Consider the following 17,414-nt stretch of genomic DNA (forward strand, 5'->3'; position numbering starts at 1 on the left):
CCTCTATGAAGCCACTCATCGGCATCAGTGCCAACATGAGCCCGCCCAACGACCCCAAACGCACCTTTTCGACCAGCGTCAAGGTGCACTATCTACATGACCCTTATTGCCAGTTCATTCTCGCCGGTGGAGGTATCCCGGTGGTGCTTCCACCGGTCGAATCGCCAGATGCGGCGCCGGCTATCGTCGCCGGATTGAACGGCATCCTCATCAGCGGTGGATGCGACGTCGATCCTGCTTTTTACGGTGAGTCGAACCATGCATCTATGAACTGCGATCCGGCGCGGGACCGGTTCGAGATGGAACTGGTAAAAGCCGCGCGCGGACTATCCCGAGCCGTGCTCGGCATCTGCCGGGGGATGCAGGTGATCAACGTGGCTTTTGGCGGAAGCCTCTATCAGGATGTCCCGACGGAGATTGAAGGCGCGCTTCAGCACCATAATTGGGAAGACGGCAGGGAATCGTTCCATAGCATCCTCCTGACCCGCCACTCGCCGCTGAGCGAAGTCTTGGAACGCGATGAGATTCAGGTCAACAGCAGCCATCATCAGTCGATCAAAGACCTCGGACGCGGGCTTGTGCCGCTGGCTGCTGCCAACGACGGAGTGATCGAAGCCGTCCATTGCCCCGACGACCGCTTTACCTTCGGGGTGCAATGGCACCCCGAACGGATGCTGGGGGAAGCCCAAATGGTGGAACTTTCACGCTGGTTCGTCCGCAATGCAGCACAATAGCGGAAACTGCCGGAGCACGCGATAGTGCCTATCCGGTATGGCGGGATTGGGCTGCTAATAAGACTCCTCCATCGAGCCATCGGTTTGACATTATCATTAATATAAACAAAGATTTGCATCCCCTGTTCTTGCCTTGAACTACTCCGACTTTCAGAAGCACCTCACTGCCGGGTCGCTTCTCCCGGCATATCTCTTCACCGGAAGTGAGGATTACCTCGCCGAAACCGGATCCGATGCGCTGGTGGATATTGCGCTGCCTCTCGACGAACGACAACTCAACCTGACGGTGCTCTACGGTCGTGAGCCGTCCGGATTGGCTGAGGCGTTGACGACACCGCCCGTTTTTGCGCGGATGCGGGTGGTAGTCGTAAAGCAGGCACACGAACTTCCGGACAAGATGCTCGACGCCGTAGATCGCTACCTCGAACGGCCTCCCGAGGACGGGCTGCTGATTCTGCGAGCCGCCGATGCCGACCGTCGAAAGGCATTCTTTCGGCGCAAGTTCGCAAATTTAACTGTCGTCGATTGCGAAACTCCAAGGACGCGGGAACTGGGAGAGTGGATTCGTCGTTACTTGCAAGGCATTGGTTACAGGATTGCCGCTGACGCCGTCGATCATCTCGGAAACGTTCCCTGGCCAGGCTTGCGCGATTTGGTGCAGGAACTCGACCGGCTGGCTTTGATGGTTTCAATGGGCGGAGAAATCACCCGGAGAACTATCGAAGAGGCTGGCGGCGGAGGCTTCGTCATTCAACGGTACCGGCTTACCGATGCGGTGGGTCGAGGTGATATGGTCGCGGCGATCCAGGCCGGCGATTCGTTGAGGTTGTGGGGCGGCTTCAAAGCAACCCAGTTGATCGGAGACCTCTTCCGCTTCTTCTCGCAGTTGTGGTTCGTAAAGCGGGCTCAGGAGCGGGCAATGATCGACGAAGCGAAACGGTTGCTTGGCCTGAAGGATTTCGTCTTCCAAAAACACCTTGGCCTGGTCCGGGGAATCGCGCGCGACACCATTGAACGGGCAATCATTCGACTCCACGACGCCGATCTCGCCATCAAGTCCGGTGAACGCGACGAGGAGGTCGAGATCGATCGGATCATCATTGAATTGACGGGACTTATGCGCGCCAAGGCGGCGGGAATAGCGTGAACGATCGAACCGTAACCGATGAGGAGTTGATTCGCCGCTTTCAGAGCGGGGAGGACGGTGCTTTCGATCTGATCGTAGCGCGCTATCGGGGGCCGCTCTTCAACTTTATCTATCGCATTCTCGGCGATCCCGCCTTCAGTGAAGACATTCTTCAGGAGACCTTCATCCGGGTCTGGACGAATCGGAGTAGTTACCGCGAGATAGCTAAATTCTCGACTTGGATCTATACCATCGCCGGCAACCTCACCAAGTCGGAACTGAGACGACAGAAGATTCGTCGGTGGGTCTTTCTCGGTGGCGGTAAGAGCGGCAACTCGCGGGAAGATGAGAAACCCCTCGATATAGTCGATGACAATGCCGATCCGGAACGAGATCTCGAACGACGCACCATTCAGCGCCGCGTCGATGCCGAGATCGCCAAACTGCCTCTCGTCTTTCGTGAAGTCATTGTCCTGCGCGATGTGCAGGAACTTTCGTATGAAGAAATAGGTTCAATACTACAGATACCTTTGGGGACTGTGAAGTCGCGGGTCAACCGCGGACGGGCGCGTCTCCAGGAACGGTTGAAGGATCTCCTCTGAGCGCCACGGCAGGGGAGGACGAACAGGACAAAAACCGGTCTGTCCAATCAGCGGATAACGGAAACCAATAGGAAGTTATGATCAATTGCGAACTATTTGAGCGCGATTTCAAGGCCTGGCAGGATAAGGAACTCGCCGGCGAGGCGATGCGAGGGATGGACGATCACTCCCGCACTTGCGCGCATTGTGCTACGTTTACTGCCGATGCTGCCAACTTGCGCCGGCGGCTGGCGAAATTGCGTCCTTATCAGCCTTACAACGAGTTTGAGCATGATCTTGGCGTTGCCCTGAGGTCATTGCGTCGGCGCGGATCAGGTGCATCCATGCGTCGGGCCGGATGGACGGTTGTGGGGGCTGGTCTGGCTACCGGCTTGGCTATCGGCTTGTTGATGATCCTACCCGAACCGGCCGTTTCGCCCACCCGGCTGGCTACAGTCCCGCCGGTAACGAACTCGACCGTCGTTCCCGCTCTGCCTGTCACGCAACCGGCCGATGCGGCGTCGGTCAACGTTCCATCTGTGGCTGAGGCGCGCCGGGATAGCGGAAACAGCCGCAGCGACTCACTTCCGCGGGATGTAACTCCCGCCTATGATGTCAATCGCCATTCGCAGGTCGTCTCAGGTAGCGGCCGATAAGGGTCTGGCGAAGTAGGTGCAGTTAAAGGGCACGGTCCTCTACCGTGCCCTTTTTTTCATTGAATCGCCGACGTTACCGGAATAGGCCGGTTACCAGCGCCATTGCCACTGTTGCAGTTCCGTCTCGCCGGTATGATGAGAAGTGTAGATTGCAGGACGTGCAGATGCCGGAGTCGGTGATGGACTCCGGCGCCAGGTCGAGTGCCTTTAACTCACGCTGGATAAAAGAAGGAAGGTCGAGTCGCGTCTGCCCGCTGTTCACTGCTTTACAATTATCTGGAAACTGATCCGCGACCTCCGGCCCCACCGGATAGCAGCACTTCCCGATAGTCGGCCCGATCCAAGCCTGCATCCGCTTAGGAAAAGCCCCTCTTGAGGCCATAGCATCTACCAGAGCCGGGATGATGCCGGATCGCAGTCCTCTCCATCCGGCGTGAGCCTGTCCCAGCACCTGTTTCACCCGATCGTATATTACGATCGGCGCGCAATCGGCGTGGGTGGTAAGCATCGTAACTTCACTATAAGTGGTTATCATTCCGTCGATACCGGGTAGTCCGTTGTCGCGCATTGCCCCGCGCCCAACATCCTCCGGCGTTACGACCGCGATCCCGGCGCTGTGGACTAACTCACCCGCCACAACCCGCTCCCAATCGAAGCCATACCGGGTCAGAAAGCGCTTGCGATTGGCTGCTACGACCTCTTTCGGCGCGCGCTTGAAGGACATCTGACCGTCCTGACGGAGCGATAGGGCAAAGCGAATCTCGCCAACCCATTCAGGGAGGCGCACGATCTCAGAATCTTGCGGCATTAAAGACATGGCTTGCGTTGGATTCAACCTGAACATAACTTGAAAGATACTTTGCTGCAGCGACGACTCCAAACTACCGATCGTTTCAGGCAACGACGATGGTGGCGACTATTAGCACCTGCCGCGGTTCTGTTGCTGCTGGCAAGTTGCGCAGTTGACGAAGGCGGCTCAAGGGAGGTTGAGCGGGACGTTGGTCTCTACTGGGGGCCGGGCGTTTGGGTCGAGAGCGCTATTGCCACCCGGACCGCACTGCGTGCGCTTCAGATTGACTTCGACACGCTCGGTATAAGCTCACTGATGCGGGGTGGAGCAGGGCGTTTTCGCACTTTGATCGTCCCGGGAGGTGATCCCCGGGAAATGGTCGAGTCGCTGGGACCAGTAGGGCTCGACCGGATCCGGTCATTTGTGTCGTCGGAAGGAGGGTTCATCGGGCTTGGTGGCGGAGCTGCATTAGCCGGACCAACTGTGAGCAGCGAAGCCGGGCTGGGACTGCTCACCACACCTGCCCGTTGGCCGGTCGACCTTATCGCTCCCTACCCGCAGCATTCGATGACGGATATCGACCGCCGCACCGGAGCATTACTGATCCCCGGCGCGCCCGGGTATCAGACCCTTTACCGGTGGGGGCCCGAATTTCCCAACCCTGATCCCAGTCGGACGGAAGTCATCTATCTTTATCGACAAACTGGCACCCCATCGCTGGTAACAACTGCCTACGGCTCCGGTTACGTGGTCCTGGCTGGTTTCCAGCCCGAGTTCGAGGAAGGCACCGGCGCCGATAGCAGCGGATTCGGCGCCGATCTCGTCGATCCCGACTCCGAGCGCGCCCTGCTCCGGGCAATGATCGACTATTCACTTGGAAGGTGAGAGCATGCCGCTGAAATCTATTGACATCGCCCGCCTCCGCATAGGTCACACTCAAGCCGAGTTCTATCTGGCTTGCGAACGAACCGGCAAGCCCGGAGGCGACTTCGAAGGCCCGATGATCATCCTGACGCCGCAAGCAGCCAAGAGCCTGCAGCGCCAATTAAAGCAGTCGCTGCCCGGGGGTTCTACCGTAACGATGCAATCCGGCAGGCGTAAAGAATCAATCGCCAGGCAGGTCATCAAAGCCCTCTACAAGAGCCGTCAAGTATCGAGCAAGATGGTCTCGGTCAACACCTCCCGCCGACGTCATCTACCCGATAAGGAGTGACTTGGAAGACTTCTTGAAAATCGGGGAACAACTCACCGCCGCGCAACTGGACGGCTGGCTCATCTACGATTTCCGCGGCTCGAATCCAATACTTGCCCGCATCCTGGGTCTCAAGCCCTGGACCACACGACGGCTCTACTTTTTATTACGACCCCATAAGGGACCCCTTTGTATCGCGCACCGGATCGACGCAACGATGCTGCCACCGCTGGATGCCGATCTTCATATCTATGGCGACCGGCAGGAATTAAGCCGCTTGCTTGACAAATGCCTCGAGAGCGTCAAACGCCTGGCAATGGAGTATGTCCCGGATGGCGCGTTGCCGGCAGTAGCCTATGTCGATGCCGGAACTATCGAGAACATTCGTTCAAGAGATATTGAAGTCGTCTCATCCGGGAATCTGATCCAGGCAGTTACAGCAGTATGGTCGCCGGAAGCACAGGCGCGGCACCTTGAAGTGTCGCGACAAGTCGCTGCGATCAAGGATAATGCCTTCGCAATGATCCGGGAAGCGCTGATTGCCGACCGCACAATAAACGAATTCGATGTTCAGAGGTTCATCCTCACTGAATTCGACCGGCTGGGGTTGGAAACTGAAGAGATGCCGGTTGTCTCCACCAACGAAAGAAGTGGCGACCCGCATTACTATCCCACCGAATCGCGGCACCATACGATCCAAAGAGGCGACTGGGTCTTGATCGACCTTTGGGCTCGTGCTCCCGGATCGCAGCATATCTTTAGCGACATCACCTGGGTTGGCAAGTGGGGCGAGCCATCGGCGGAACAGCAACGGGTCTTCGACGTCGTTCGGTCGGCGCGGGATGCCGTTGTTATGCGAGTCGAGGAAGCGGCTTTGAAAGGGGAAGGGCTGCAAGGCCGCGATCTTGATAATGTCGCGCGAGGAGTCATCGACGCTGCTGGATATGGTGCGGCTTTCTTCCACCGAACCGGACATTCGCTCTCGCCCGGCGATCATGTTCACGGGCTTGGCGTCAACCTTGACAACTTCGAAACCGATGACCGCCGCAACCTTATACCGGGCATAGGATTCACCGTTGAACCGGGTATCTACCTATCGGGCTTTGGTGTCCGGCTGGAGATCAACATCTATATGAAAGCCGACGGCCCATTGGTAACGTCACCGGTTCAGGACCGTATCATCCGTCTCGACCTTAGCCAATGAGTGAGTCAGCCCACCCGGAAGCATCGGACCTGCTGGAACTCCCCTACCCGGCTCTTTTCCTGGCTGACTGCCATATCCCGCTTGTCGTCCGCCCGGGGCAGGAGACTTGGCGCAGCCGGGTGATTCAATTTCTACGTGAGGTTGGACCTTCGGCAAGGTCACTTGTGCTGCTGGGCGACCTCTTTGACTTTTGGTTCGAATGGCGTCGCGTCGTTCCGGGTGCGGCTTTTCCAGTCCTTGAGGCAATCGCCGGCCTGTGCCGTCAAGGCGTCCAAGTGCTCTACATTGGTGGCAATCACGACGGGCACATCGGGCAATTCCTGCAGAACGAGGTTGGAATACGCATCTCGCGGCAGCCGGTCGATGCGCTCATCGGCGAGAAACGCTTCCACCTGATCCACGGCGACGGACTGGCACCGCGCGATCGCGGCTATCGACTCCTGCGCCGCATCGTCCGATGGGGGCCAACCGAACACCTCTATCGTCTAATCCACCCCGACCTCGGTATCTACCTCGCATATTGTCTCTCCGGAACATCGCGCAGCCATTTCGGTGAAGCCGGACGGACGACTGCCGAAGACTACCGCAAGTATGCGCGAACAGTCATCGACCGGGGCTTTGACTTCGTCGTCATGGGGCATCGCCATGAAGCCGAATGGCTGCCTCACAGCAGCGGCGGGATGCTCGCCATCGGGGACTGGATCAGAAAGGGTAGTTACGGGTGGTTCGACGGGAAGCGGGCAATCCTAAGATTTTATAATAATGATAGTAACGCTGCTTCCTATAACCAATGATTGCTTGAAGTGAAAGGTGATGGTAAGATCGTCGTTCCCGCTAAGGCGGGAACCCAGTCCGGCATGACAGACCTCCTTTTGTGACCTGTCATGCGATACGATTGTGTCACCCATCTCCCCGCACGTTTGTTACCCATCTCCCCAGACTATACACCCCCGCTGAGCGGGGGGACAAAACAAGATGATACTGCACCCATTAATAATGACGATTGACTGACAAAGAAACCTGCCGTTTGTTCCTTCCGGCTTCCCAAACCCCTCTGACTTTCGTCCCCACTCACTATACATACCATTAGACGAGATAATGAGAGCGAGCATTCTCTCGTTATGATTATAATATAACGAATACCTGTGTAGTATCCCTCAATGACCCGTCTGTAAGGCGAAAAAACGCGCGCTTGCAATTGCATATAGTTAATACGATAACGAATAGCCTTGAATGGCGTGGCACGGCGTTCGCAAAGTATGAGTCTGAACACCTCACACTCCTTATCAAAGGCAAGATGGAAAGTTGGATTGCATTCGGAAGAGGCCCGCTCTTTCGACTCTCGTTTGGCCTAATGCTATTGGGACTGGCACGGATCATTTTTCTGGCGGCGATGCGACAGAACGGCGCCGCATCGCCACAAGGTCTCTGGTCCGGTCGGGACCGTTGGATGGCGTCTTTGAAGAATCCCTTTACGGCTGTCATCCTTCTGATCTTCCATGTAAGCCTGATTCTGGTGCCGCTCTTTCTACCGGCGCATGTGATTCAATGGAAGCAAAACGTCGGCTTCGCCTGGCTGCCTATTTCACAGCGACTCTCGGACATGCTGACGATAGCGCTCATAGCGACTGCCATCGCACTGCTTGCCATCCGGGTCGGGCGCATCATCGTCGGTCAACTGCGCCCTTCAAAGGGGCTAATATGGCCGATCTTCCTGATAATACCCTTTATTAGCGGCTTTATCTGCGTCAACCTTGACGTGACGCCCAATGTCTATTACGGCTCACTCTTGATTCATGTCTATAGCGGCAACCTGGTGATGCTGGCGCTGCCGTTCACGCGGATGGCGGCTTGCATCCTCGAACCACTGGCAGTCGCAACAGTAGCGCTTTCGCCGGTTCCGGCTCTACGGCGTTGGTTCTTGAAGACCGGGCTGGCCGCGGAGGATATCTAATATGAAGGCAATTCTGACCGATGTTACGCACTGCATCGGCTGCAGACAGTGCGTAATGGCTTGCAAGAAGGCCAACGAACTCGAAGACGAACTGCCGCGCCGGTGGGTGCTCGAGGACGGACTCTCGGCGCACAACTGGACGGCAGTGCTCGAAACCGACGGCGTCTTTGTTCGTAAGCAGTGCCGGCATTGTCTCGAACCGGCTTGCGCATCGGTTTGCCCGGTGGCTGCACTTCACAAGCACGAATCGGGTGCGGTGATCTACGACTCCAACAAGTGCACGGGTTGCCGCTACTGCATGATGTCGTGCGCGTTTGGGATACCGCGCTACAAATGGGAGAGCCGGGTCCCGACGGTCGCGAAGTGTGTGTTGTGCTATAAGCGCATCGAGCAGGGGCTCCAGCCGGCCTGCACCAGCACCTGCCCGGTCAAAGCCACCATATCTGGCGAGCGCGCCGATCTCTTGAAGAGGCACGCAAGCGCATTGCTCTGCACCCCGATCGCTACATCGACAAGATATGGGGCGAACACGATGTGGGCGGGACGGCGGTGATCTACATCAGCCACATCGATCTCGATTTCCTCACTTACGGCCAGAAATTGTCTCGCGAGCCGCTGCCGCGTCTTACGGCTCCGGCGATGGAAGCGGTTCCCTACACCTTCGTCGGTATGGGGATCTTTATGACCGGCTTGCACTGGATCATTCGGAGGCGGATGAAGGCTGGTGAGGGAGATGGAGGAGCGAGTCATTCTGTCACGAAGGCGGGGAATCTGAAGGAGGCAGCGATGACGACCCGCGTTCGTAACGTCAAACTGGGCTTATGGGGGATTACGGGCCTCGGCGGTGCGGTGGCGATCATGCGCCTCTTCTTTGGCTTGGGAGCGACGACCAATCTCTCCGACGGGACGCCCTGGGGGCTCTGGATTGGGTTCGATGTGATGGGCGGGGTAGCGCTCGCTGCCGGCGGCTTCGTCATCACCGCCACGGTCTATATCTTCCGCCGGGAGGAATTTCATCCTATCGTCCGGCCGGCGGTGTTGACGGCGTTTCTGGGCTATATAGCAGTCATCATCGGACTACTCTTCGATCTGGGCCTACCCTGGAACATCTGGAGGCCGATGGTCAAGCGGCTTAATCCCCGCGCTCAAATTCGATCCGACGATGGTCTTCATTCTACTGGCGGGATTTGGGCTGGCGGCAATGTCCGGTGCGACGGTGCGGAGCCGAGGAATCGAAGAGACGCCGGTGCATCGCGCCCGCGGTGGTGATACGCTCTGGATCGACGGCAACATCGACGGATTTGGAGCGATTTTTTCGCACAAGAACCATATGCGCGGAGCATGGCGGGGTGACCTTTGCATCGAATGTCACGAGGCGCCTCCGACTTTTACCGACGGGCACTTGATCGGAGATCGCGAGTCGGATCCGACCTGCGTCCGGTGTCATCACATGAACCTTCCCCGCGATGCCAACACCGGCTGCGCGACCTGCCATCGCGACATGTACCGGCCGACCGATGCCTTTGGTCATGTCTGGCATTCATCACGGTTCGGGGCCGATCTCGGTTGCTATGAATGCCATGCTCGCGGTGAGCCGAAAGTATCTGAGAACGCTCCCAAGTGCACCAAGTGCCACAGCGACTTAGTTGCCGAAGGCTCGACGATTGAGTTCCATCACTATCAGGCTCCAGGCTACGTCGAAGCGATGCACAATCTCTGCATCACCTGTCACAATGCCAAGGCGGAGATCAATGGGCAACCTGATCTGGCGCGGTGTGCGACCTGCCATCCCGGACAACGCGACTTCATCGACCGCATCGATCTGGCTGCCCGGCACCGGCATTTGAAGGGGAAAAGGGTGGTGTTGCCGCTCCTAAGGGAGTGAGCGGGTATGCGGGTGAGCGATAAGCGAGTGAGTGAGGGTGGACCACTCGCTTGCTCACTTACCCGCTCACTCATTTACCAGGACCTGCTTCCGACCGGTGTAGCGTCCTGGGCGGGGGGTTCCGGAGGATTGAGCCTTTCGACATCGAGCGCTTGCAGCCCCCGTTCAGTGTTGCGCAATGAGAATTCGACCTCCTCGCCAACTTCCAGGGTCTTGAAGCCGCTTCCCCTGATGCTCGTGAAGTGAACAAAGAGCCGCGGCAGACCTTCAGACTTGATGAATCCGTAGCCCTTACGCGGCAGGAAACTTTCGACCACTCCTCGATGTCTATCTACCTTCTCCAAGCGTTTCCTTTCAATAACGCCGTCATCCTGACGGCTTGCTATGAACCGGCGAAAGCCGGCGTTACGTTGCCTTTTTCCCCTCGAACATCCGGTAAATCACCGGAATCACTACCAAAGTGAAGACCGTCGAAGAGACGAGCCCGCCTATCGAGACGATTGCAAGCGGGGACCGAAATTCTCCACCGGCGCCAAGCCCCAGAGCCAGCGGCAGCATTCCGATAGCGCTGGCGAGGTTGGTCATCAGGATTGGCCTGAGCCGCACCGGACAGGCTTGCAGGATCGCCTCGTCGATGGGCACTCCCTGGCGCCTGAGGGTGGTAGTATAATCAAGCAGCAGAATGCCGTTGTTGACGACAATCCCGACCAGCATCACCATTGCCATCATTGAAAAGAGAGAGATGGTGTTGTTGGTCAGGAAGAGCGCCAGGAGTACACCGATCAGCCCCAACGGCAGGGTCAGTATAATTGTGAAGGGATGCTTGAACGACTCCAGGATCGCCGCCATCAACATATAGGTGAGGATCGTCGCGAGGAGGAGCGCTCTTAGCAGTTCCCCAAACGACTCCGCCATCTGCTCGGCTTCACCGCCATAGTGAATTGTGTAGCCTTCGGGCAGGGTCAGTTGATCGGTATAGGCGCGCAACTGACCGACCTTCTCGCCCAACGTCCCTACGCCGATATCGGCATAGACATAGACGATGCGGTTCTTGTCCTTATGTGAGATCGAGGAAGGTCCCTCGGCGTAGCCTACTTCGGCCAGATCTGAGAGCAACACCTGTCGGTCACCGGTCTTTATATAAAGAGCGCCAATCTCCTCGCCAGAGGCAATCTCGGCAGGATCGAGACGGACCCTGATGTCGTGTTCTTCGCCGCGATCCCGAAACTTCGATGCAACTTCGCCCTCAACCAGGTGGCGGAGTGTCATACCGAGACTGGCTATTGAGAGTCCTTGATCGGCGACGCGCTCGCGATGCGGCAGCGCGCGAATCTCCGGCTTGCCGATCTTCCAACTCGATTCGATGTTGATCAGCCCGCCGAGGACGTGCATCCGGCTCATCAAACTGTCGGCCAGTCCCAGCAGTTGCTCGGTTTCACGGCCAATGATCTCGATCTGCATGTCGGACTGGCCTCCGCCGCCCATCGGGTCGGCTTCCTTGACCCGAATCTTGGCGTCGGGGATATTGGCCAACTCAGGGCGGAGTAAGTCCATAAACTCGGATGTCTTCATGGGCCGAAACTCTTGATCGACCATTCGGACGATCACCATTCCCAACTCGACGCCCTGTCCCGTGCCCTGCCCGCTATACTCGGTCTTGCCACTCGATGCAAAGACCGACTTTACATATGGTTTCCGGGTAATGCGGCGGGCTATGTCGGTTACAACGGCATCGGTTTCACCGAGGGCGGTTGCAATCGGCATCTCAACGACTACTGTGAAGGTCCCGGTGTCGGTCTTGGGGAAAAACTCGGCGCCGATGAACCCGAATATGAGAAGAGCAAAGGACCCAAAGAATAGCAGCGTCACCAGCCCGAGCGTCGCAATCTTATGGCGCAGTGCCCAGGTGAGGATTTTGCGATACTCCTCCCGCCAGATCAAGTCCAACCTATCCCACCACTGAGCGAACTTATCGAGCCAGCCATAACCTTGGGCTAATGCCGTAAAGGCCAGGACCATCAGGAGCAGCAGCGCCGGATCGATGCCCAATCTCCACCATACCACCAGAAAAATGAGAACTCCAAGCGTAGCGTAAATGACCTTCTTGATCGGTCGTGACGCCATCATCGGTGTCAAGGTGAATGAGACCAGCAGCGAGAAGAGCGTGGCAAAGGTTACGGTAAGCCCAAACTGCTTGAAGAACTGCCCCGTGATCCCCGACATGAAGGCCATAGGCGTGAATACGACGACATTGGTCAGGGTCGAGGCTGTAACCGCCAGCGCGATCTCTTTGGTGCCAATGGAGGCAGCCTCAAGGGACGACTTCCCCATCTGCCGATAACGCTCGATATTCTCCAGCACTACAATGGAATTGGCGGTCAGGATTCCTACCGAGATTGCCAGTCCCATCAGAGACATAAAGTTGAGGGTGAAGCCGGCGAAGTCGATCAGGATGAAGGTCGCAATGACGGATGTCGGTATCGATATCGCCGCGATCACCGTCGCGGGTAAACTATGGAGGAATATGAAGAGGACGACGGCGGTCAGTAGAGCGCCGATGATCAGGTTGCCGAAGACGTCATCGACCGAGTCTTTGATGAATTGGCTCCGGTCCCGGACAATGTCGATCTTGACGTCGGGCGGGAGTGCGGTGCGGATTTTCTCGAGTTCCTTGAATACGTCAGCGGCAGTCTGAACCGTATTGGCGTCCGACCGTTTGATGAGACCGACTCCGATAGACGATTCGCCGTTGAACGTGGCGCGTTCGCGTACCTCCTTGAAGCCGTCTTCGATCCAGCCGAGCTGGTCAAGGCGCACCTTGCGATTCTCCTTCAGAGGAATCTCAAGCGCTTCCAGGTCAGCGAGGTTCTGAAATTCGCCCTGCATCCGGATGGAAATCTCACTCTTGCGACGGGAGATGTGCCCGGCCGGGATGTTGAGATTGGCGGCTCCGATGAAGGCGGTTACCGCTTCGGGAGCGAGGTTATATTCCCGAAGCTGCCGGCGCGAAAGATGAACCTGGATCTCTCTCTCCTTGCCACCGGTCAGGTTGATGCCGGCAACACCGCGGATACGGGTAAGTCCGTGCTTGACGTCATCCTCAGCGATTTCGAAGGTCTCCTCCAGCGCCCGCGGTGACGTTACCGCCAGGTCGATGATCGGCATACTGGCGAAATCCCACTTCTGAATCACCGGATCCTGCAAATCCCGGGGCAGTTTCCAGCGGATCAGGTCGATCTTGTCGCGAACGTCGAGAGCGGCGAGATCGACACTCATCTTCAGGTCAAACTCGCAGAGGACGAGGGTTAGACCCTCTTGCGAGATCGACGTTACATGTTTCAAGCCGCCGATGGAACTGATCTCCTCTTCGACCGGTTCGGCGACCAGCCGTTCCATCTCTTCCGGTCCGGCTCCGGGGTAGATGAGCGTGGCGACGACGAAGGGGAATTCGACGTCGGGAAAGATGTCGATTCCGAGCCGGGTAAGCGAGAAAAGCCCCATCACCACAAAGGCGCCTATTACCATCGTCATCAGGATAGGACGGCGGATCGATATGTCAGCGAGTTTCACTTACCGCCTAACCTGCGTTAATGATGCGGACCCGGGCGCCGTCTTCGAGGATTTCTGCGCCGGAAACGACGACCTGAGCACCGGCTTCGAGTCCGCTCTGAATCCAGGCTGCAGCGTGATTTCGCCCGCCCAATACAACCGGAACGCGACGCGCCCGGTCGGATTCAACGACATAGACGAACCAGCGGTCTCCATGACGTTGCAGCGCCTCAGGTTCGACTTGCATGGCCTCCTGCAGATCTAAAACGTAAAGTTCGGCTTCGGCCATTAGACCGGGACTGAATGAGACCGCATCGGGACGCTCGTCGATGGCAATCCAGGCGGTAAAGGAGCGTGCCTCCTTATCCGCCGAAAAAGCCAGCCGTTCAACGCGCCCGGATGACTCGCTCCCGTCCGCGAAGACCCTGCAGCGAGTGCCGGTTTCCAGCAGGCCGCGATCGCCGGCCGGTAGTTCGACCTGCAAGCGTAGTTTGTCGCTCGCGACGACTTTGCCGAGTGGCATACCGGGTGCCGCAAAGCGTCCCGGCTCAGCCTTAAGTTCGGTAACTACGCCACCTATCGGACTGGTGAGGGTCAGCAGCCGCTCAGAGGCGTCGTAATTCCGCTTGGCGATGTCCCGGGCAAGTGTGACGCCGTCGAAGACCTGCCTTGATACTGCGCCCTTCTCGAAGAGCGCCGAAATCCGGTCATACTCCCGGACGGCGTTGTCATAGGCCAACCTGGCTTGTTGATACGACGCCGAGGGATTCTCGCGCGAGAGTTCGCAGATGATAGCGCCTTCATCGACACGCTGGCCTTCACGCACCATTACCCGCGCAACATACTCGCCGATCATCGGAACGATCTCCGCTTCGGCGCGACCGACAATGGTGCCTGATACCCGCCGGGTCAACTTGAATTGTCCTGAAGCCGCAGGTGCGACCTTGACCGGAAAGCCTTCGACAGATTGAATTTCATAGATGGTGCGCGAGGCTTTGGCCTGGCGCCGCTGCAGGAACCGGAAAGCCATCAGGCCAGCCAGTAGGACGATGACCAGCCAGAGGAATAGGCGTCTCATTTCGAGTCGTAATCCTTAATGAAGACAAGAGGCAACAAGGTGCCCCATAGAGAGAAGTCCTTAGAAGTTCTGATCGCTGCGCACAGCACGGTCATATTCCGCATCGGCGACGCGCAGGTCATACTCCGACCTTAGCATGCCAAGCCGGGCGTTGCTGAGTGCCAGGCGCGCATCCTGCACTTCGAGGTCGGTGCCGACGCCCTGGGCGAAGCGCAGTTCGGCAATCTCGAACGCTTTGACCGCCAGTTCAACAGCGGCGTGGCTGCTGGCTACGCTCTCGGCTGCGCGCTGACGCTCGGCGAGCAGAGCGGTTACTTCGAGGCGTATGCCTTCCTCTAACTGGCGCTGCATCAGTTCAACCCGACGCAATGCGAGTCGAGCCTTCTCGATGCGCCATTCGGTGGCAAAGCCATCGAAGAGCGGGACGCTGGCGACGATCTGGAATCGCAATCCTCGCGACCAGTCGGGAGGACCGACCTCGGCGATATGGTCGTGCGAAGCCTGAAGTTGATAGGTTACATTTAGGAAGAAGTTAGGCCAGTAGAGCGAGCGCTCCTCAACCTTGAGGGCAAGGGAGCGGAGGTCGTAATTCAAGTCCATCTGGCGAAACTCCGGCCGCGACTCGCGGGCACTGAACAGCGCTTCTTTAAGTCCCAGCCGGGTGGATACCGCTCCGATGGCAACTTCGTCGGTCAGGATGATGCGGCTGTCGGGATCGAGCCCGAGCCGATTGCGCAGGTTCGTCTCGGCAACAGCGACGGCCTGGCGGGCGCGAGCAATTTCCGGTTCGATCAGACGGTGGTTGGTGCGGGCGCGCAAGAGGTCGAACTGGCTTGCCGCGCCGGCGTTGAACATCTGCTCGGCGGTGTTGACATGCCGTCCGGCCTGCTCGTAGGTTTCCTCAACGACTTCAAGCGACTTTCGAGCCAGCGCCAGGCCAAAGTAGTCGTGAATGACGATTGACTTCAGTTGTGCACGGGCGGCGGCATGGCCTTCGCGGGCGATCTTCCGGTAAGTCTGTGCCGCTTGAACCGCCAGTCCAACTTTACCACCCAACCAGAGCGGCTGATCGAGGGACATCTGCCCGGTTATATCGTTCACAGGCTGGAAGCGAATCCGGCCTCCAAAGGCCGGAATGTAACTCGACGGCGCCACGACATACCTACCGGTTACAGCCGTTGCCTTAATCGTCGGCATGGCAGCCGAGTAGGCTTCACCGACTGTCGCGTCGCCCTCCTCGATGTCGAGTTGCGACGACTGGAGTGCAATGTCATGCTCACCGGCCAGACGTAGAGCGTCGCCCAGGGAGAGACTTAGATTCACCGGCTCGGCGTTGACGATACCGGCGGTCATCAGCGCGATGATCGCTGCACCACCGGCACCAGGTAAGAGGATTGACGGACGTGCGAACAGGGGCATCACAATTCTTGTTTTCATAATCCTGCCTGTTGCAGGGAGTCATTTGATTGAACCTTTAATATATTGACTCCACATCCAATCGGTCAACGGCTTTCGCTAATTCAATGGTCGAAAACCCAACTTTAGGAAGGGTTTTGCGTGGGCTCAGCTGGCTGATGCAATGCTTTCATTGCGTGAAAAGACGCAAGTAGAGGTTTCCTTATAAACACCTTGTCATCATCATTCTTCTCAACATCATCACCTGCATCACTAACCTGCTGGCGCGATTATTGTAAGATGCGACAATCTACAATCAACGGTGAAACGGATCGCTCATAGCGGAATGTCTCTGCCTATAAAGTCTTGCTTTGCAGTGAAGTTGTTGCATGCCCCTCTTGCCTGCAGTATCATATCGGTCGCGATAGCAGCGGCAGGTCCGGTGATAGCGGCGGATGCGCACGTTCCGACCGATGCTGCATGTATAGAGTGTCATAGCCGCTCCAATCGTCTGGTGGAACGCCTCACCCCGACCAAAGCGAGCCGGATGCTCGTCGATACCACTGCGATGGAACGTTCGGTTCACGGATCCGCCTGCCTCGCCTGCCATTCGAATGGTACCGCCCTGGCCATCGCCGACCATCCTGCGACTACCACCACGAACTGCGGCAGGTGCCATGCTGCCCAGGAAGCCGAGTGGAGCGAATCTATCCACGGGTTGCAGGCGCAAGCCGGAAACCTTGATGCTCCGCGCTGTAATACCTGCCATGGAGCTCACGACATCCGGATGCATGACGACCTTGAGTCGCCGGTCTATCGCCGCAATCTTCCGGCCACTTGCGCAACCTGCCACGAGTCGACAGAACTGCAGAGCAAATATCGCTTTTCGCGCAACCGGCTGCTCACCTATAAGAACAGTTATCACGGTATTGCTGTCAAATTCGGCCGGGCTGAAGCGGCCGATTGCGCCAGTTGCCATAGCGCTCACTCGATCCGGCCTTCGAGCGATCCGCGCTCTTCGATCCATCCGGCAAACATCCCCTCGACTTGCGGTAAATGCCATCCCGGGGCAGGGGAGCAGTTCGCCCGGGGAGGTGTCCACGTCCTGGCTGAAAAGCAGAGTTCACCGGGGATGTTCTACGTCCGGAAGTTCTACACTTGGTTCATAGGCACCCTGATGGTTCTCTTCTTCCTTTATATCGTGATTGAACATACCGGATCTGCCCGGGCGCGCCGTAAGGAGAGATCCCGGGAAGGAGGCAGGAGGTAG

18 protein-coding genes are annotated in these 17,414 nt (G+C 57.6%); 13 read left to right on the plus strand and 5 right to left on the minus strand.

The annotated features are described in order from the left end of the window. The first annotated feature begins 5 nt into the window (after positions 1–5). The 4 genes from FJY67_02195 to FJY67_02210 all read left to right on the plus strand — a co-directional run bounded on the left by FJY67_02195 (position 6) and on the right by FJY67_02210 (position 3,097). The gene (locus FJY67_02195; GenBank protein MBM3328270.1) at positions 6–734 is read left to right on the plus strand and encodes a gamma-glutamyl-gamma-aminobutyrate hydrolase family protein; all 729 of its coding nucleotides are present in this window, start codon (positions 6–8) and stop codon (positions 732–734) included. A 133-nt stretch (positions 735–867) separates the two neighbouring features. Next, positions 868–1,881 carry a DNA polymerase III subunit delta gene (gene holA, locus FJY67_02200; GenBank protein ID MBM3328271.1) on the plus strand — a complete coding sequence of 338 codons (1,014 nt, stop codon included), beginning with the start codon at positions 868–870 and terminating at the stop codon, positions 1,879–1,881. After that, positions 1,878–2,462: a sigma-70 family RNA polymerase sigma factor gene (locus tag FJY67_02205; protein MBM3328272.1), complete on the plus strand. Its 585-nt coding sequence runs from the start codon at positions 1,878–1,880 to the stop codon at positions 2,460–2,462. Before holA ends, FJY67_02205 begins: the two co-directional genes overlap by 4 nt. Before the next feature lie 77 nt (positions 2,463–2,539). Continuing rightward, entirely contained in the window at positions 2,540–3,097 is a 558-nt protein-coding gene (locus tag FJY67_02210) for a hypothetical protein (protein ID MBM3328273.1), read from the plus strand. A 73-nt stretch (positions 3,098–3,170) separates the two neighbouring features. Here FJY67_02210 and FJY67_02215 read toward each other — a convergent pair whose 3' ends face one another. Continuing rightward, positions 3,171–3,941, minus strand: a complete 771-nt coding sequence (locus FJY67_02215) for a laccase domain-containing protein (GenBank protein ID MBM3328274.1) — start codon at positions 3,939–3,941, stop codon at positions 3,171–3,173. 3 nt (positions 3,942–3,944) lie between these two features. Between FJY67_02215 and FJY67_02220 the strand changes: the two genes are divergently transcribed. The 8 genes from FJY67_02220 (at position 3,945) to FJY67_02255 (ending at position 10,122) form a co-directional block, all read left to right on the plus strand. Continuing rightward, complete coding sequence (locus FJY67_02220; GenBank protein ID MBM3328275.1) at positions 3,945–4,772, plus strand: hypothetical protein; 828 nt, start codon at positions 3,945–3,947, stop codon at positions 4,770–4,772. A 4-nt stretch (positions 4,773–4,776) separates the two neighbouring features. After that, positions 4,777–5,100, plus strand: a complete 324-nt coding sequence (locus FJY67_02225) for a hypothetical protein (GenBank protein ID MBM3328276.1) — start codon at positions 4,777–4,779, stop codon at positions 5,098–5,100. 13 nt (positions 5,101–5,113) lie between these two features. Then, complete coding sequence (locus FJY67_02230; protein ID MBM3328277.1) at positions 5,114–6,283, plus strand: M24 family metallopeptidase; 1,170 nt, start codon at positions 5,114–5,116, stop codon at positions 6,281–6,283. Continuing rightward, a complete protein-coding gene (locus tag FJY67_02235) occupies positions 6,280–7,077 on the plus strand; it encodes a UDP-2,3-diacylglucosamine diphosphatase (GenBank protein MBM3328278.1) in 798 nt (265 codons plus the stop codon). The genes FJY67_02230 and FJY67_02235 overlap by 4 nt, the downstream gene beginning before the upstream one ends. Before the next feature lie 503 nt (positions 7,078–7,580). Further along, on the plus strand, positions 7,581–8,237 hold the full coding sequence (locus tag FJY67_02240; GenBank protein MBM3328279.1) for a hypothetical protein: 657 nt from the start codon (positions 7,581–7,583) through the stop codon (positions 8,235–8,237). A gap of 1 nt (position 8,238) precedes the next feature. Further along, a complete protein-coding gene (locus tag FJY67_02245; GenBank protein MBM3328280.1) occupies positions 8,239–8,790 on the plus strand; it encodes a hypothetical protein in 552 nt (183 codons plus the stop codon). Positions 8,791–8,951: 161 nt separating this feature from the next. Further along, positions 8,952–9,506, plus strand: a complete 555-nt coding sequence (locus FJY67_02250) for a hypothetical protein (GenBank protein ID MBM3328281.1) — start codon at positions 8,952–8,954, stop codon at positions 9,504–9,506. After that, a complete protein-coding gene (locus FJY67_02255; GenBank protein MBM3328282.1) occupies positions 9,400–10,122 on the plus strand; it encodes a cytochrome c3 family protein in 723 nt (240 codons plus the stop codon). Before FJY67_02250 ends, FJY67_02255 begins: the two co-directional genes overlap by 107 nt. A 74-nt stretch (positions 10,123–10,196) precedes the next feature. Here the strand turns inward: FJY67_02255 and FJY67_02260 are convergent, their stop codons facing one another. From FJY67_02260 to FJY67_02275, 4 genes are all read right to left on the minus strand, one after another. Continuing rightward, entirely contained in the window at positions 10,197–10,466 is a 270-nt protein-coding gene (locus FJY67_02260) for a cold shock domain-containing protein (protein ID MBM3328283.1), read from the minus strand. Between the two features lie 61 nt (positions 10,467–10,527). Next, positions 10,528–13,692, minus strand: coding sequence for an efflux RND transporter permease subunit (locus FJY67_02265; GenBank protein MBM3328284.1), 3,165 nt, complete (start codon positions 13,690–13,692; stop codon positions 10,528–10,530). A 7-nt stretch (positions 13,693–13,699) separates the two neighbouring features. After that, positions 13,700–14,749, minus strand: coding sequence for an efflux RND transporter periplasmic adaptor subunit (locus tag FJY67_02270; protein MBM3328285.1), 1,050 nt, complete (start codon positions 14,747–14,749; stop codon positions 13,700–13,702). Positions 14,750–14,809: 60 nt separating this feature from the next. Beyond that, positions 14,810–16,186 carry a TolC family protein gene (locus FJY67_02275; protein MBM3328286.1) on the minus strand — a complete coding sequence of 459 codons (1,377 nt, stop codon included), beginning with the start codon at positions 16,184–16,186 and terminating at the stop codon, positions 14,810–14,812. Positions 16,187–16,520: 334 nt separating this feature from the next. On the opposite strand from FJY67_02275, the gene FJY67_02280 reads away from it, so the two are divergent. After that, positions 16,521–17,414 (plus strand): hypothetical protein, encoded by an 894-nt coding sequence (locus tag FJY67_02280; protein MBM3328287.1) that lies wholly within the window; start codon positions 16,521–16,523, stop codon positions 17,412–17,414.

This window comes from Calditrichota bacterium, assembly GCA_016867835.1.
Taxonomy (GTDB): Bacteria; Electryoneota; AABM5-125-24; order Hatepunaeales; family Hatepunaeaceae; genus VGIQ01.

What these genes read in the sequence shown, in the direction of transcription:
- FJY67_02250 (MBM3328281.1), top strand. Translation starts at nt 8,952, where the DNA reads ATGAAGGCTGGTGAGGGAGATGGAGGAGCGAGTCATTCTGTCACGAAG.
- FJY67_02195 (MBM3328270.1), top strand. Translation starts at nt 6, where the DNA reads ATGAAGCCACTCATCGGCATCAGTGCCAACATGAGCCCGCCCAACGAC.
- FJY67_02270 (MBM3328285.1), bottom strand. Translation starts at nt 14,749, where the DNA reads ATGAGACGCCTATTCCTCTGGCTGGTCATCGTCCTACTGGCTGGCCTG.
- FJY67_02245 (MBM3328280.1), top strand. Translation starts at nt 8,239, where the DNA reads ATGAAGGCAATTCTGACCGATGTTACGCACTGCATCGGCTGCAGACAG.
- FJY67_02235 (MBM3328278.1), top strand. Translation starts at nt 6,280, where the DNA reads ATGAGTGAGTCAGCCCACCCGGAAGCATCGGACCTGCTGGAACTCCCC.
- FJY67_02275 (MBM3328286.1), bottom strand. Translation starts at nt 16,186, where the DNA reads ATGAAAACAAGAATTGTGATGCCCCTGTTCGCACGTCCGTCAATCCTC.
- FJY67_02255 (MBM3328282.1), top strand. Translation starts at nt 9,400, where the DNA reads ATGGTCTTCATTCTACTGGCGGGATTTGGGCTGGCGGCAATGTCCGGT.
- FJY67_02225 (MBM3328276.1), top strand. Translation starts at nt 4,777, where the DNA reads ATGCCGCTGAAATCTATTGACATCGCCCGCCTCCGCATAGGTCACACT.
- FJY67_02210 (MBM3328273.1), top strand. Translation starts at nt 2,540, where the DNA reads ATGATCAATTGCGAACTATTTGAGCGCGATTTCAAGGCCTGGCAGGAT.
- FJY67_02215 (MBM3328274.1), bottom strand. Translation starts at nt 3,941, where the DNA reads ATGTTCAGGTTGAATCCAACGCAAGCCATGTCTTTAATGCCGCAAGAT.
- FJY67_02240 (MBM3328279.1), top strand. Translation starts at nt 7,581, where the DNA reads ATGGAAAGTTGGATTGCATTCGGAAGAGGCCCGCTCTTTCGACTCTCG.